We start from the raw sequence: 13,303 nt of genomic DNA, 5'->3' as shown, positions 1-13,303 counted from the left end.
TACGTGTCATTAGCCGGTTACGCAGGTCTAAGACTGCCATGCTCACGTCCCGCCGCCTGCATCGGCATCGGCATCGGCGGACGGGACGGCTCCGAGGACCCGAGCCCCCGGCGGGCGCCGGGGCCGACCACCGCCGCCCATTCCTCGGGGGCGTCGGCCAGCCAGCGGGTGATGAGGGCGGCGAATCCGGGTACGTCACGGGCGCACTCGATCAGCGTCCGGTCGAAGCGGGCGGCTCCCTCGGGGGTGCGGACCAGCAGCACGCCGGTGCGGTGGACGAGGGCGCGCGTACGGATCTCGGGGCGGCGCTCCGACCCCTCGGCGGCGGCCCGGAGCAGGGCCTCCAGCACGTCCGGGTCCCGGCCGGTGGTCTGCTCGAACTCCAGCAGGACCTCCAGCAGCTCGGCCCGCAGCGGCCGGGAGTCCGTGTTCCCCGGCCCGGCGAGGACGCGGGCCAGCTCGGAGCGGACCGGCGGCGGAGCGGGGCGGTCCCGGAGCAGCCCGGTCACCAGCGGCAGCAGCAGGGCGCGGGCCGCCGGGCCGTGCTCCAGGCGGAGATCGACGTACTCGGCGGCGTGCGTGCCGTCGTCGGGGTGGGCGTCGATGTACTCCCGTACGAGTCCGGCGACGTGCAGCGCGAGCGCGGGCGTGTCGAGTCCGGCGAGGGCCCGCAGCACCGCCGCCCCACCGTCGCCGGGGCGGGCGAGACGGGCGCGGAGTGCGGCGAGGACGGGCTCCGGGTGGGCCGGGAACACCTCGGCGAGGAGTCCGACGGGGATCCGGGGGTCTCCGGTGGCGAACGCGCGCAGGGTGTCCGGGAGGTGGCGGGCACGGGACTTCGGGTCGCGGACGAGCAGGGCGCGGGCGGCGGCATGCGGCTCGGCGTCCTCCGGGCGCTTCAGCAGGACCTCGGCGGCGGAGCGCAGCAGGGCCCGGTCGCCCTCGGCGGTGACGCGCGGCTGGAGGAGCCCTGCGTAGCGGGCGGCGGCGGAGCGGCGGGCCGGGCGGTCCTCGTCGCGGGCCCAGCGCTCGACGGCCCGGCAGAGCACGGTGGGCTCGTCCTCCGCCAGGGCGGCGAGCAGCTCCCCGGCACGCTGGTGCGGGGTGGCGATCAGGGCGTCGGTCAGGTCGTCGGGGGCGAGGCCGCGGCGGGCGTGGAGGAGGGCCTGCGCGGCGGCGGCGACGGTGGGGCGCAGCGGTACGTCCGGCGCGTCGGGGCCCACGAGGAGCGGACGTTCGTCGGTGAACCAGCGGCACAGCAGCGGCTGTACGGCAGGGGCGTCGAGGGCGAGACGGTGGGCGACCGCGTCCAGATAGCGTTCGTCGCCGTCGGTCCGGGGCAGTCCGTCGGCGGGCACGAGGCGGCGGAGGAGGTCGATCCGGTCCTCCTCGGGCAGCCTCAGCCGCCGCCAGAACCAGGGGCCGAACTCCCCGTACGCGCCGAGGTCCCCCGGTCCGCCGGGGGCGGCGGAGCGGCGGGTGATGCGTCCGGCGAGGACGCGCAGGACGCCCAGGTAGGGGCGGGCGTCGGCGACCCGGAGGAGGCTGCCTCCCAGCAGGTGGGCCGCCCACCAGGCGGCGTCCTCGTCGCGCGGCCCCTCGTCGGGCCAGAGCCGGTCCAGCGCCTCGATGAGGTCGGCCATCCGGTGCGCGAGAGCGGCGGCGCCCTGGCGGCGGCCGAGGAGCACCATCGCCTGGATCACCGGCCCGATGCGATGCCGGGGCACGGGCAGGCTGCGGGGCGAGCCCGCGTCGTGGAGGCGCGGGGCGTGGTCCTGCCCACCGCTCCCCCGGTGCCAGCGGTGCACCAGCGAGCGCAGGGCCGCGTCCAGGTCGAGGTGCGCGCCCTGCACCCAGTCGCCCAACTCCTCGTGGGCGAACCGGTAGCCGGCCCCGGCGGGGACGAGCAGGCCCTCGGTCAGCACGGCGGAGGCCCACCCGGTACGCCAGGGGAAGATCTCCTCGAACGCCTCCCGGTCCAGCTCGCCCTGTCCGGGGCCCAGGCAGCGGCGGGCCGCCTCGTGGACCTGGCCCGCCACCCGGGCGGCCAGCCGGCGCACGTCCGCGCCCCGCGGCTGTTCGTCGGCGGCGGCCGCGATGCGGACCGCGGCGCGCACGCACAGCAGGTCGAGGTGGGCGCCGAAGACGTCCTCGGTGTCGGGGCGGCCCGGCACGCCCGGCGGCAGGGCTGCGCGGACCTCGGCGAGGAGGCGCAGGGTGAGCGGGTGCCGGTCGTGGCCGGGGGCCAGGGCTGCGGGCGGGATCCCGTACGCCTCCTTGGCCCGCTCCGCCTGTTCCGGGGTGAGGTCGCCCAGGCTCAGCGCGGGCGGCAGCCGGCGGGCGGGGCGCTGGGGCCGGTGCAGGGCTCCCGGCGGGTAGAGGCCGCCGGCGGTCTCCCAGTGCTCGGGGCGGCAGGAGACGACGAGCCGGACGCCCTGCTCGCGCAGCCAGGCGGCGGTGGCGGCGGTCCACTCGGGGAGCCGGTGCGCCAGCAGCGGCCCCATCTCCTCGGGGCTGTCCAGGACCACCAGGAGCGGGTGCCCGGCGTCGGCGGCGAGCCGGGCGACCCGCTCGGGGGTGGCCGTGCCCATGTCGCCGCGGGCGCCCCCGGCGGTGACGATCCGGCCGGAGCGGACGAGCGCCCGCTGCGCCGCGTCGGCGATCGAGACGTCCTCGGCCAGCAGGTCGGCGCCGCGCAGCCAGAGCGTGGGGGCGGGCGCGCCGCCGTCCGCGCGGCGGGCGGCGAGGGCGGCCAGCTCGGTGGTGCGGCCGGTGCCGGGGGCGCCGACGAGGCCGAGGACCGACGCGGTGCCGGAGGCGAACGCGGCCAGCTCGGCGTGGACGGCCTCCCGCTCGACCGGTGCGATACGGGCCTTGGGGCCGTCCGCCGATCCGACGGAGGTGGCGGTGAGCTGGAGGGCTCCGGCGAGGTTGAGGTGGGCCCCGTAACCGGGGGCGACGGCGGCGTTGCGCCGCAGCAGGGTGTCGAGCGTGCCGTCCGCGCCCCGCGTGATCGGCAGGGCGAGCCCGGCCGCCTGGTGCGCGGCGGTGAGCGTGGTGCACAGGATGCCGAGGACCGCGCCGGTGGCCGGGTCGGTGACGGGACCGCCGATGGCCGCGCCTCCCGAGCGCAGGGCGTCGCGGCCGTCGGTGCCGAGGGCGAGCTCCAGGGCGGCGGGGACCGGGTGGCCGGTGCCGTCCGGGGCGGTGTAGGTGGCGGGGGTGGTGCCGAGCACCCGTGCCTCACGCCGTCCGTGGGCGGCGATGTCCACGTAGCCGCCGGGTTCGGGGCGGCCCCGCCCGGCGATGGGCAGGGGCTCCACGGCGAGGGCGTCGGGGCCGCCGGTGCGCAGCAGGGCGAGGCCGAGGGCGGGCAGCGCGGTGATGTCGTCGGGGGCGACGGAGCACGTGCGGTCGCCGGTGCCGTGGAGAAGGAGCGGGCCGGGGCAGGTGACGGCCTGGTGGGCGGTGACGACGGTGCCGCGGTCGTCCGCGACGAATCCCGTCCCGCGCGGCCGGCCGGCCTGATCACAGATGCTCACCAGTTTCGACCGGTCCCCACTGCCCATGGTCCGACCGTAGGCCGCCGGTGATCCCCCGGAGCGCGCGGACGGGGAAAGCGCCCCCCGCGCCCCCGGCATTCACTCCGAGCGCCCGTCCGTTGGGGTGAATGAGCGTGTCCCCGGAGGAGCAGGAATGGTGCCGGGGAGGGGGAACGTGGAGCGGGCACCGGTGGGGGCAGGGGTGTCCGCTCCACGCAGGGCGCGCGTCGGCGGCACGGCCCCGCTCCGGGCGGAGGCCGTACGGCCCGGCACGGGCGAAGGCCGTACGGCCGCTCGGCTCAGGCGAAGACGGCGAGGCTCCTGGCCTTGCCCTTCTCCTCCTCGACGAGCACGAGGAACGCGCCGTCCGGACCGAAGACCGCGACCGGCCCCGGCGGATACGCGGGCATGTCCAGCCGTACGCCGTTGAGGAGAAGCTTGGCGCGCCTCTCGTCCACGTCCCAGCGGGGGAAGGCCGCGTCGGCCGCCGCGGCGACCGGCATCACGGCCAGCTCCTCCTGGTGCTGGTCGAGCGTCCGGGCCGCGTCCAGCCCGTACGGGCCGACACGGGTGCGGCGCAGCGCGGTCAGATGGCCGCCGGCGCCGAGCCCGGCGCCGAGATCGCGGGCGAGGGCGCGGATGTACGTCCCCGAGGAGCAGACCACGGAGACGACCAGGTCGAGCACGGGGGTGGAGTCCTCGGCGACGGCCTCGCGGACGTCGTACACGCGGAAGGAGGAGACGGTCACCGGACGGGCCGGGATCTCGAACTCCTCGCCGCCGCGCACCCGCGCGTAGGACCGCTTGCCGTCGATCTTGATGGCGCTCACCTTGGACGGCACCTGCATGATCGCGCCGGTCAGCGCGGCCACCCCGGCGTCGATGCCTTCCCGGGTCACCCCGGAGGCGTCGGTGGACGAGGTGATCTCGCCCTCGGCGTCGTCGGTGACCGTGGACTGGCCGAGCCGGATCGTGCCGAGGTACTCCTTCTCGGTCAGGGCGAGGTGCCCCAGGAGCTTGGTGGCCCGCTGGACGCCGAGCACGAGGACGCCGGTCGCCATCGGGTCGAGCGTGCCGGCGTGGCCGACGCGTCGTGTGCGGGCGATGCCGCGCATCTTGGCGACGACGTCGTGCGAAGTGAAGCCGGACGGCTTGTCGACGATGACAAGGCCGTCCGGCGTGGTGGTCTGCTCGGTCATGCGGAGGCGGGGCCCTCGTTCTTGTCGGTCGAGCCGGGGGTCTCCGCCTCGTCGTCGTCCTCGGGCTTGCGGTACGGGTCGGCCTCGCCGGCGTACGTGGCGCCCGTGGACACCTGGCGCACCTCCGCGTCCTTGGCCCGCGCCTTGTCGAGGAGGTCCTCGATGGTGCGGGCGTTGTCCGGGAGGGCGTCCGGCACGAAGGCCAGGGTCGGCGTGAACCGGACCCCGGTCTGCCGCCCGACCTCGGAGCGGAGGACGCCCTTGGCGCTCTCCAGCGCCGCGGCGGAGGCCGCGCGCTCCTCGTCGTCGCCGTAGACCGTGTAGAAGACCGTGGCCTCCCGCAGGTCGCCGGTGACCCGGGCGTCCGTGATCGTCACGAATCCCAGCCGCGGATCCTTGATTCGCCGGTCCAGGGTCTCCGCGACCACGACCTGGATGCGATCGGCCAGCTTGCGGGCCCGCGCGTTGTCGGTCACCGGTCCGTCACTCTTCCTTCTGGTTTCGCTCGACTGTCAGTCTTCGTCACTGTGCAGCCGCCGTCTCACCGACAGCAGCTCCACCTCGGGGCGCGCCGCGACCAGCCGCTCGCAGCGGTCCAGCACGTCCGTGAGGTGTCCGGTGTCACCGGAGACCACGGCAAGGCCGATCTCGGCCCTGCGGTGGAGATTCTGCCCGCCGGTCTCGGCCGCACTCACCGCGTACTTGCGCTGGAGCTCGGCGACGATCGGGCGGACGACGGAACGCTTCTCCTTCAACGACCGTACGTCGCCGAGGAGCAGATCGAAGGACAGGGTCCCCACATACATGTGCGTCCGGATGTCCCGCCGGTTCGGGTTCGTGCCCCGCCAGAGCTTGCCGGGGACATCAGAACCGTACCGGAACGGCCGGAGCCGATCGACGGAAATACGACCCGTCGACCGGCCCCGACCGTGGTGGATGGGCCGCGTGAGTCGACTCACGCGGCCCATCCGAAATCCCTCCGGGTCCTTGCGGGCCCGAGGTGGGAGCGGTTCCGTGAGTGGCTCACGGAACCGCTCCGACTTCCCTGCGGATCCTCGCGGACCCGAGGTGGATCAGCCTCGCGGCTTCTCGCGCATCTCGTACGTCGCGATGACGTCGTCGATCTTGATGTCGTTGAAGTTTCCGAGGTTGATACCGCCCTCGAAGCCTTCGCGGATCTCGGTGACGTCGTCCTTGAAGCGGCGCAGACCGGAGATGTTGAGGTTCTCCGCGATGACCTTGCCATCGCGCAGCAGGCGCGCCTTGGTGTTGCGCTTGACCTCGCCGGAGCGGACCAGCACACCGGCGATGTTGCCCAGCTTGGACGAGCGGAAGATCTCGCGGATCTCCGCCGTGCCGAGCTCGACCTCTTCGTACTCCGGCTTGAGCATGCCCTTGAGGGCCGCTTCGATCTCTTCGATCGCCTGGTAGATGACCGAGTAGTACCGGACGTCCACGCCTTCGCGCTCGGCCATCTGCTCGGCACGCCCTGCGGCGCGCACGTTGAAGCCGATCACGATGGCGTCGGACCCCGTCGCCAGGTTGATGTCCGACTCGGTGACCGCACCCACACCGCGGTGCAGGACCCGGATGTCGACCTCTTCACCGACGTCGAGCTGGAGCAGCGAGGACTCGAGAGCCTCCACCGAACCGGACGCGTCGCCCTTGATGATGAGGTTGAGCTCCTGGACCAGACCGGCCTTGAGCGCCTCGTCCAGGTTCTCCAGGGAGAACCGGACACCCTTGCGGGCGAAGTTGGCGTTGCGCTCACGGGCGGCGCGCTTCTCGGCGATCTGACGGGCCGTACGGTCCTCGTCGACGACCAGGAAGTTGTCGCCGGCACCCGGGACGTTGGTGAGACCGAGCACCAGGACGGGGGTCGAGGGACCCGCTTCCTGGACGTTCTGACCGGTGTCGTCGAGCATGGCGCGCACGCGGCCGTAGGCGTCGCCCACGACCATCGTGTCGCCGATGCGCAGCGTTCCGCGCTGGACCAGGACCGTCGAGACGGCACCGCGACCGCGGTCGAGGTGGGACTCGATCGCGATGCCCTGCGCGTCCTGGTCGGGGTTGGCCCGCAGGTCGAGCGAGGCGTCGGCGGTGAGGACGACGGCCTCCAGGAGCGCCTCGATGTTGAGGCCCTGCTTGGCGGAGATGTCGACGAACATGGTGTCGCCGCCGTACTCCTCGGCCACCAGGCCGAACTCGGTGAGCTGACCGCGCACCTTGGTCGGGTCGGCGCCCTCGACGTCAATCTTGTTGACCGCGACCACGATCGGCACCTCGGCCGCCTTGGCGTGGTTCAGCGCCTCGATCGTCTGGGGCATCACACCGTCGTTGGCCGCCACCACGAGGATCGCGATGTCGGTCGACTTCGCACCACGGGCACGCATGGCGGTGAACGCCTCGTGACCCGGGGTGTCGATGAAGGTGATCCTGCGCTCTTCGTCGTTGACGTCCGTCGTGACCTGGTAGGCACCGATGTGCTGGGTGATGCCGCCGGCCTCGCCCGCGACCACGTTGGTCTTGCGGATCGCGTCGAGGAGCCGGGTCTTACCGTGGTCGACGTGACCCATGACGGTCACGACCGGCGGACGGGAGACCAGGGCCTCTTCGCCGCCCTCGTCCTCGCCGAACTCGATGTCGAAGGACTCGAGCAGCTCGCGGTCCTCCTCCTCCGGGCTGACGATCTCCAGGACGTAGTTCATCTCCTCGGCCAGGAGACGCAGCGTGTCGTCGGAGACCGACTGCGTGGCCGTGACCATCTCGCCGAGGTTCATCATCACGGCGACGAGCGACGCCGGGTTGGCGTTGATCTTCTCCGCGAAGTCGGTGAGCGAGGCGCCGCGCGACAGGCGGACGGCCTGTCCGTTGCCGCGGGGCAGCATGACGCCGCCGACCGACGGGGCCTGCATGGCCTCGTACTCCTGGCGCCTCTGCCGCTTCGACTTGCGGCCACGACGCGCGGGACCGCCGGGGCGGCCGAAGGCGCCCTGCGTGCCACCACGGCCGCCGGGACCACCCGGACGGCCACCGAAGCCGGGACGACCGCCGAAGCCGCCGCCGCCACCGGGACGACCGGCACCGCCGCCGCCACCACCGGGACCGGCCGGACGGCCGGCGAACCCGCCGCCGCCACCGCCACCGGGGCGGCCGGCGAAGCCGCCGCCACCGGGACGACCGCCACCGGCACCGCCGGGACGACCGCCGCCGCCGGGACCGCGGCCACCGCCGCCGGGACCGGGACGCGGGCCGGCAGCGGGACGCTGCGGCATCATGCCCGGGTTGGGGCGGTTACCGGCGGGACCGCCGCCGGGGCGCGGAGCCTGCGGACGGGGCATGCCGCCCGGAGTGGGGCGGGCGCCGCCCTGGGGCTGACCGCCCTGGGGACGCGGGGCGCCGCCGGGGCCGCCCTGGGGACGCGGGGCGCCGGGGCGCTCCGAGCCGCCACCGGGGCGCGGGGCACCGCCGGGACGGGGCGCCGAGGGGCGCGCCATGCCGGTGGAACCGCCGGAGGTGAAGGGGTTGTTGCCCGGACGGGGACCGGCCGGACGGGCGCCGCCGGGACGCGGCGCGCCCTGGCCGGCGGGACGCGCGGGGCGGTCGCCGCCACGCTGGTCGCCGCGCTGGCCGCCGTCACGCTGACCGCCGTCGCGCTGGCCGCCGCCCTGCGCCGGACGGGCCGGGGCGGGACGGGGGCCGGGGGTGGCGCCGGTGGGGCGCTGCGCCTGCGGCTGCTGCGGGGCGGCCGGACGCTCCGGGGCCGGGGCCGGGGCCGAGAACTCGGCGGCCGGGACCGGGGTGACCGGGGCCTTCGGGGCGGGCTTCGGGCCCGGACGGGGGCCCGCCGAGGGCGCGGAGGGCGCCGTCGGGGTGCTGCTCGGGGCCTCGGCGGCGGCCGGCTTGGGGGCCGGTGCGCCGGGCTTGGGGGCAGCGGGACGTGCCGCGGCGGCCGGGGAGGGCGCCGCGGGCTTCGCCGGCGTCGCCTTGCGGGGCGCGCCGGGCTTCGCAGCGGACTTGCCGGCGTTGCCGCCGGGCCCCTGCAGTGCGTCGGTCAACTTACGTACAACCGGCGCCTCGATCGTCGAGGACGCCGAACGGACGAACTCACCGAGTTCTTGGAGCTTGGCCATGACGACCTTGCTCTCGACTCCGAACTCCTTGGCGAGTTCGTATACCCGGACCTTAGCCACTTCGCTCCTTTTAGGTCCGGGTTACCGCCGGACCGTCGCTACTTCATGGGCGTACTCATCGCGTACTCATCGAGTGCTCATCGCAATCTCGACCTACTTCCAACTCGCGAGGTACCTGACCGCACGGGGTCCCGTGCCGTTCACTTCTTACGTTTCTTACGGTGTCGCCCGCTCGACGAACCGCGTCAGAGCCGCGGTGTCGAACGGCCCCTTGGCCTTGAAGGCCCGGGGGAACGCCCGGCGGCGGACCGCCAGGTCGAGACAGACAGAGACGGGGTGCACGTAAGCACCCCGGCCGGGCAGCGTACCGCGTGGATCAGGGGCGCAGGCGCCCTCGTCCACCACGATGCGCAGCAGCTCGCTCTTGGCCGCTCGCTCCCGGCACCCCACACAGGTGCGCTCGGGGCAAGCGCGGGCTTGCGTCCGGCCAGACACGGTTAAGTCTACCTCCCCGTACCGACCCCGCCGCTTTGGGGCAGAAATCGAACGGACGTTGTCGTGATCTCAGCGGTGTGCACCCCAGATCTATTCCCTGGAGCCGCTGCGGGTCAACGCCTTTCCGAGCGCTCCCGAGCCCGCTCGGCCCGCTCGCGGTCGGCGTTCTCCCGCTCCTCGTCCGTCTCGGTGTCCGGCCGGATGTCGATCCGCCAGCCGGTGAGCCGGGCGGCCAGGCGGGCGTTCTGCCCCTCCTTGCCGATCGCCAGCGACAGCTGGTAGTCCGGCACGGTGACGCGGGCGGAACGGGCCCCGAGGTCGACGATCTCCACCTTGCTCACGCGGGCGGGCGAAAGGGCGTTGGCGACCATCTCGGCCGGGTCGTCGGACCAGTCCACGATGTCGATCTTCTCGCCGTGCAGCTCGGCCATGACGTTGCGCACCCGGCTGCCCATCGGGCCGATGCAGGCGCCCTTGGGGTTCAGGCCGGAGCGCGTGGAGCGCACGGCGATCTTGGTGCGGTGACCGGCCTCGCGGGCGATGGCTTCGATGACCACCGAGCCGTCCGCGATCTCCGGGACCTCCAGCGCGAAGAGCTTCTTCACCAGGTTCGGGTGGGTGCGCGAGAGCGTCACCGAGGGACCGCGGACGCCCTTGGCGACCCGGACGACGTACGTGCGCAGACGCAGGCCGTGGGTGTACTCCTCGCCCGGAACCTGCTCCTGCACCGGAAGGATGGCTTCCAGCTTGCCGATGTCGACCAGGACGTTCTTGGGGTCCTTGCCCTGCTGGACGACGCCCGTGACGACGTCGCCCTCGTGGCCCGCGTACTCCCCGAAGGTCCTGTCGTCCTCGGCGTCGCGCAGCCGCTGCAGGATGACCTGCTTCGCGGTGGACGCCGCGATCCGGCCGAAGCCGGAGGGGGTGTCGTCGAACTCCTCGGGCTCCTGGCCCTCCTCGAGGTCGGCCGGGTCCTCCTTGGCCCACACCGTGACGTGGCCGCGCTCGTCGATCTTCACGCGCGCCCGGCGGTGGCTGCCGTCGGTGCGGTGGTACGCGATGAGGAGGGCCGACTCGATCGCCCCGACGAGCACGTCGAAGGGGATCTCCTTGTCCTGCGCCAAGCCCTTCAGAAGCTTCACATCGATGTCCACGGCTACGCCTCCTCTTCCTTCTTGTCCTTGCGGTTGAATTCGATCTCCACGCGCGCCTTGGCGATCTCGTCGAAGGCGAGGCGGCGGGCGGTGGGCTTGCGGCCCTTGACGCCGGGCACTTCGAGGTCGAGCCCGTCCTCGTCCACGGCGAGGATGCGGGCGACCAGCTCGCCGGAGCCGCCGTCGGCCGGATGGAACCTGGCCAGCCGGCCGATGGCGCGTACGTAGTGGCGGTGCTCGGTCAGCGGGCGGTCCGCGCCCGGGGAGCTGACTTCGAGGACGTACTCGCCCTCGCCCATCGCGTCGGTCTCGTCCAGCTTCTGGGAGATCGAGCGGCTCAGCTCCGCACAGGCGTCCAGCTCCACGCCCTCGTCGGAGTCCACGACGATCCGCAGCACCCCCCGGCGGCCGGCGCGGGTCACCTCGATCTCCTCGAGGTCCAGCTGCTGCGCGCTGACGAGCGGTTCCAGCAGCCCGCGCAGCCTCTCGCTCTGGGTGGTGCTCATCCGGGTGACTCCTCGGCCGCGTGTGCTGTTGTGGGAACGTCGTGCGTCAGGTCAAAGGGTATCCGGTCGCCAGGGGTGTTGCCGTCCGCCTGCCGCTCGGCCACGGGTACGCTCACGTGCAGTGATCACATCAGGACAGATCCGGTCAGGACCGGTCCAGGCCCGAAGGAGAGACGTGCGGCGCACGGGGACGACGCGCAGGGGGGCGCTCACCGCGACGGGAGCCCTCGCCCTGGGTGCGGTGCTGACCGGCTGCGGGGGCGACGACGGGGCGACCGGAGGCGGGAGGCCCGCGCGGGCCGTCCCGGAGCGGACCGAACGGACGCTGCGGGAGAGGGCGGTGCGCGACGGCGCCCTCCTGCTCGCCCGGTACGACCTGGTGGCCGGGGCGCATCCGGCGACGGCGGCGGGGCTCGCGCCCCTGCGGGCGGCCGTGGCCGAGCACGGCCGGGCGCTGGCGCCGCCGCGCGCCGAGGACGCCCCGGAGAAGGGGGCTCCGAAGGACGCCCCGCCCGCGGACCCCGGGCCGGTACCGGCCGATCCGAAGGCCGCGGTGAAGGAGTTGGCGACCGCCGAGCGCCGCCGGGCCGACGCGCACGCCGAGGCCCTGCTGACGGCCGGCCCGGAGCTGGCCCGGCTGCTGGCCTCGGTGGCGGCGGCCGCCGCCGCGCACGCGTACCTGCTGACCGAACTGGCCGAGGAGACCGCCGCATGAGCACCCGTTCCGTCCGGCCGTCCGAGGACGACGCCGGTTCTCCCGAACTGACCGCCGTCCAGGCGGCCCTGGCCGCCGAGCACGCCGCGGTGTACGGGTACGGGGTGCTGGGCGGCCGCCTCGACGGGAAGCGGGCCGCCGAGGCCCGTGCCGCGTACGACGGACACCGTGCGCGGCGGGACGCACTGGCGCGCACCGCGCGGGACCTGGGCGGCCGGCCGGCGGCGTCGGACGCCGCGTACGCTCTGCCGTTCGCCGTCGCGGACGCCGCGTCGGCACAGCGGCTGGCCGCGGTGCTGGAGGACCGGATCGCGGGCGCGTACGCCGACCTCGTGCGGGCCTGCGAGGGGCCGCGCCGCAAAGAGGCCGCGGGCGCGTTGCGGGAGGCCGCGGTGCGCTCGGCCCGGTGGCGGGGCGGCAACGTAGCCTTTCCGGGGCTCGCCGAGCGGGCCGCCGGTGCGGATCCGGCCGCGACGGGCCCGGTGGAGGCGGCGGGCGCGGACGGGTCGCGCTGATCCGAAGGACCGGAAAGGGAACACACGACGTATGGGTTTCGAACCGCCGCCGCGCCTGGAGCGCGCACTCGGTGAGATGTACGGGGACGCCGCCGCCGACTGGCTGGCCGCGCTCCCCGCGTTGACCGAGCGGGCGCTCACCGCCGGGGACGGCCTCACCGTGGAGCGGGCGGCCGCTCCCGGCGGGCGCAGCTCCCTGGTGGTGCTGGTGCGGCGGGCGGACGGGACCCCGGCGGCGCTGAAGATCGCCCCGCCGGTCGCCCGGCCCGATCTGGAGCGGGCGGCGCTGGAGCACTGGAACGGCTGGGGCGCGGTCAAGGTGCTGGACGCGCCGGAGCTGCGGTCGTCGCAGCCGGACGCGCCGGGGGCGCACGTGTCGGGGCTCGGTGCGTCCGGGCTCGGTGCGTCGGAGGGCGCTGCGGCCGGGGCGGTGCTGCTGGAGCGGCTGCACCATGAGGTGTCGCTGCGCTCGCTGCCGGAGGCGAAGGCCCTGCTGGAGGCGGCGGGAACGGTACGTCGGCTGTGGGTGGAGCCGCCCGCCGGGCACGGCTTCGAGACGGTGGCCGAGCGGACCGGGCGGCAGAGCGCCGGGATGCGGGCGGCCGCCGAGGCCGATCCGGAGCTGGCGCCGCTGGTGGAGGCGGCGCTCGCGGCCCGCGCGGAGCTGGTCGAGGGATCACCCGAGCTCCTGCTGCTGCACGGCAATTTCCGGCAGAGCAAGGTGCTGTCCGGGGAGCGTGCGCCGTGGCTGACGGTGGGTCCGGAGCCCCTGGTCGGGGAGCGGGCCTACGACCTGGCGCGGCTGGTGAGGGACCGGGTGGAGGATCTGATCGCCTCCCCCGGCGGCCCGGTGACGGCCCGGCGGAGGGTCAAGAAGCTGGCGGAGTCGCTGGAGGTGGACCAGGCGCGGCTGCACGGCTGGACGCTGTTCCGGGCCGTCGAGTCGGGCACCCGTGCGCTGGCCGAGGGGCGGCGGCAGATGGGCGAGGTCAATCTGGAGTTCGCGGGCTGGCTGTAGGGCCCCCGCCCCTGCCGTACGACGCC

The 13,303-nt window shown here is 74.6% G+C and carries 11 protein-coding genes; 3 read left to right on the top strand and 8 right to left on the bottom strand.

Annotated features, from left to right (window positions below):
* Positions 1 to 17: 17 nt before the first annotated feature.
* The 8 genes from QFZ71_RS23645 to rimP all read right to left on the bottom strand — a co-directional run bounded on the left by QFZ71_RS23645 (position 18) and on the right by rimP (position 11,029).
* The gene (locus tag QFZ71_RS23645; RefSeq protein WP_307670165.1) at positions 18 to 3,569 is read right to left on the bottom strand and encodes a serine protease; all 3,552 of its coding nucleotides are present in this window, start codon (positions 3,567 to 3,569) and stop codon (positions 18 to 20) included.
* Between the two features lie 272 nt (positions 3,570 to 3,841).
* Positions 3,842 to 4,741 (bottom strand): tRNA pseudouridine(55) synthase TruB, encoded by a 900-nt coding sequence (gene truB, locus QFZ71_RS23640; RefSeq protein ID WP_307670164.1) that lies wholly within the window; start codon positions 4,739 to 4,741, stop codon positions 3,842 to 3,844.
* Entirely contained in the window at positions 4,738 to 5,217 is a 480-nt protein-coding gene (gene rbfA / locus QFZ71_RS23635) for a 30S ribosome-binding factor RbfA (protein ID WP_307670163.1), read from the bottom strand. The genes truB and rbfA overlap by 4 nt, the downstream gene beginning before the upstream one ends.
* 36 nt (positions 5,218 to 5,253) lie before the next feature.
* Positions 5,254 to 5,547, bottom strand: coding sequence for a DUF503 domain-containing protein (locus QFZ71_RS23630; protein ID WP_073771471.1), 294 nt, complete (start codon positions 5,545 to 5,547; stop codon positions 5,254 to 5,256).
* A gap of 267 nt (positions 5,548 to 5,814) precedes the next feature.
* Positions 5,815 to 8,934 (bottom strand): translation initiation factor IF-2, encoded by a 3,120-nt coding sequence (infB, locus tag QFZ71_RS23625; protein ID WP_307670162.1) that lies wholly within the window; start codon positions 8,932 to 8,934, stop codon positions 5,815 to 5,817.
* A gap of 156 nt (positions 8,935 to 9,090) precedes the next feature.
* Positions 9,091 to 9,369 carry a YlxR family protein gene (locus QFZ71_RS23620; protein ID WP_167396332.1) on the bottom strand — a complete coding sequence of 93 codons (279 nt, stop codon included), beginning with the start codon at positions 9,367 to 9,369 and terminating at the stop codon, positions 9,091 to 9,093.
* Between the two features lie 113 nt (positions 9,370 to 9,482).
* Complete coding sequence (nusA, locus tag QFZ71_RS23615; RefSeq protein ID WP_307670161.1) at positions 9,483 to 10,523, bottom strand: transcription termination factor NusA; 1,041 nt, start codon at positions 10,521 to 10,523, stop codon at positions 9,483 to 9,485.
* A gap of 2 nt (positions 10,524 to 10,525) precedes the next feature.
* The gene (gene rimP, locus QFZ71_RS23610) at positions 10,526 to 11,029 is read right to left on the bottom strand and encodes a ribosome maturation factor RimP (protein ID WP_307670160.1); all 504 of its coding nucleotides are present in this window, start codon (positions 11,027 to 11,029) and stop codon (positions 10,526 to 10,528) included.
* A gap of 175 nt (positions 11,030 to 11,204) precedes the next feature.
* Between rimP and QFZ71_RS23605 the strand changes: the two genes are divergently transcribed.
* From QFZ71_RS23605 to QFZ71_RS23595, 3 genes are read left to right on the top strand one after another with little or no spacing between them, the layout of a single operon-like run.
* A complete protein-coding gene (locus tag QFZ71_RS23605) occupies positions 11,205 to 11,744 on the top strand; it encodes a hypothetical protein (protein WP_307670159.1) in 540 nt (179 codons plus the stop codon).
* Positions 11,741 to 12,259 (top strand): ferritin-like domain-containing protein, encoded by a 519-nt coding sequence (locus QFZ71_RS23600; protein ID WP_307670158.1) that lies wholly within the window; start codon positions 11,741 to 11,743, stop codon positions 12,257 to 12,259. Before QFZ71_RS23605 ends, QFZ71_RS23600 begins: the two co-directional genes overlap by 4 nt.
* A 31-nt stretch (positions 12,260 to 12,290) precedes the next feature.
* Positions 12,291 to 13,277 carry an aminoglycoside phosphotransferase family protein gene (locus QFZ71_RS23595; protein ID WP_307670157.1) on the top strand — a complete coding sequence of 329 codons (987 nt, stop codon included), beginning with the start codon at positions 12,291 to 12,293 and terminating at the stop codon, positions 13,275 to 13,277.
* Positions 13,278 to 13,303 lie beyond the last annotated feature (26 nt).

Origin of the sequence: Streptomyces sp. V2I9 (assembly GCF_030817475.1) — a bacterium.
GTDB lineage: Bacteria > Actinomycetota > Actinomycetes > Streptomycetales > Streptomycetaceae > Streptomyces.
The sequence above is the reverse complement of the archived record's forward strand: the minus strand, read 5'-3'. Positions and strand labels throughout refer to the sequence as shown.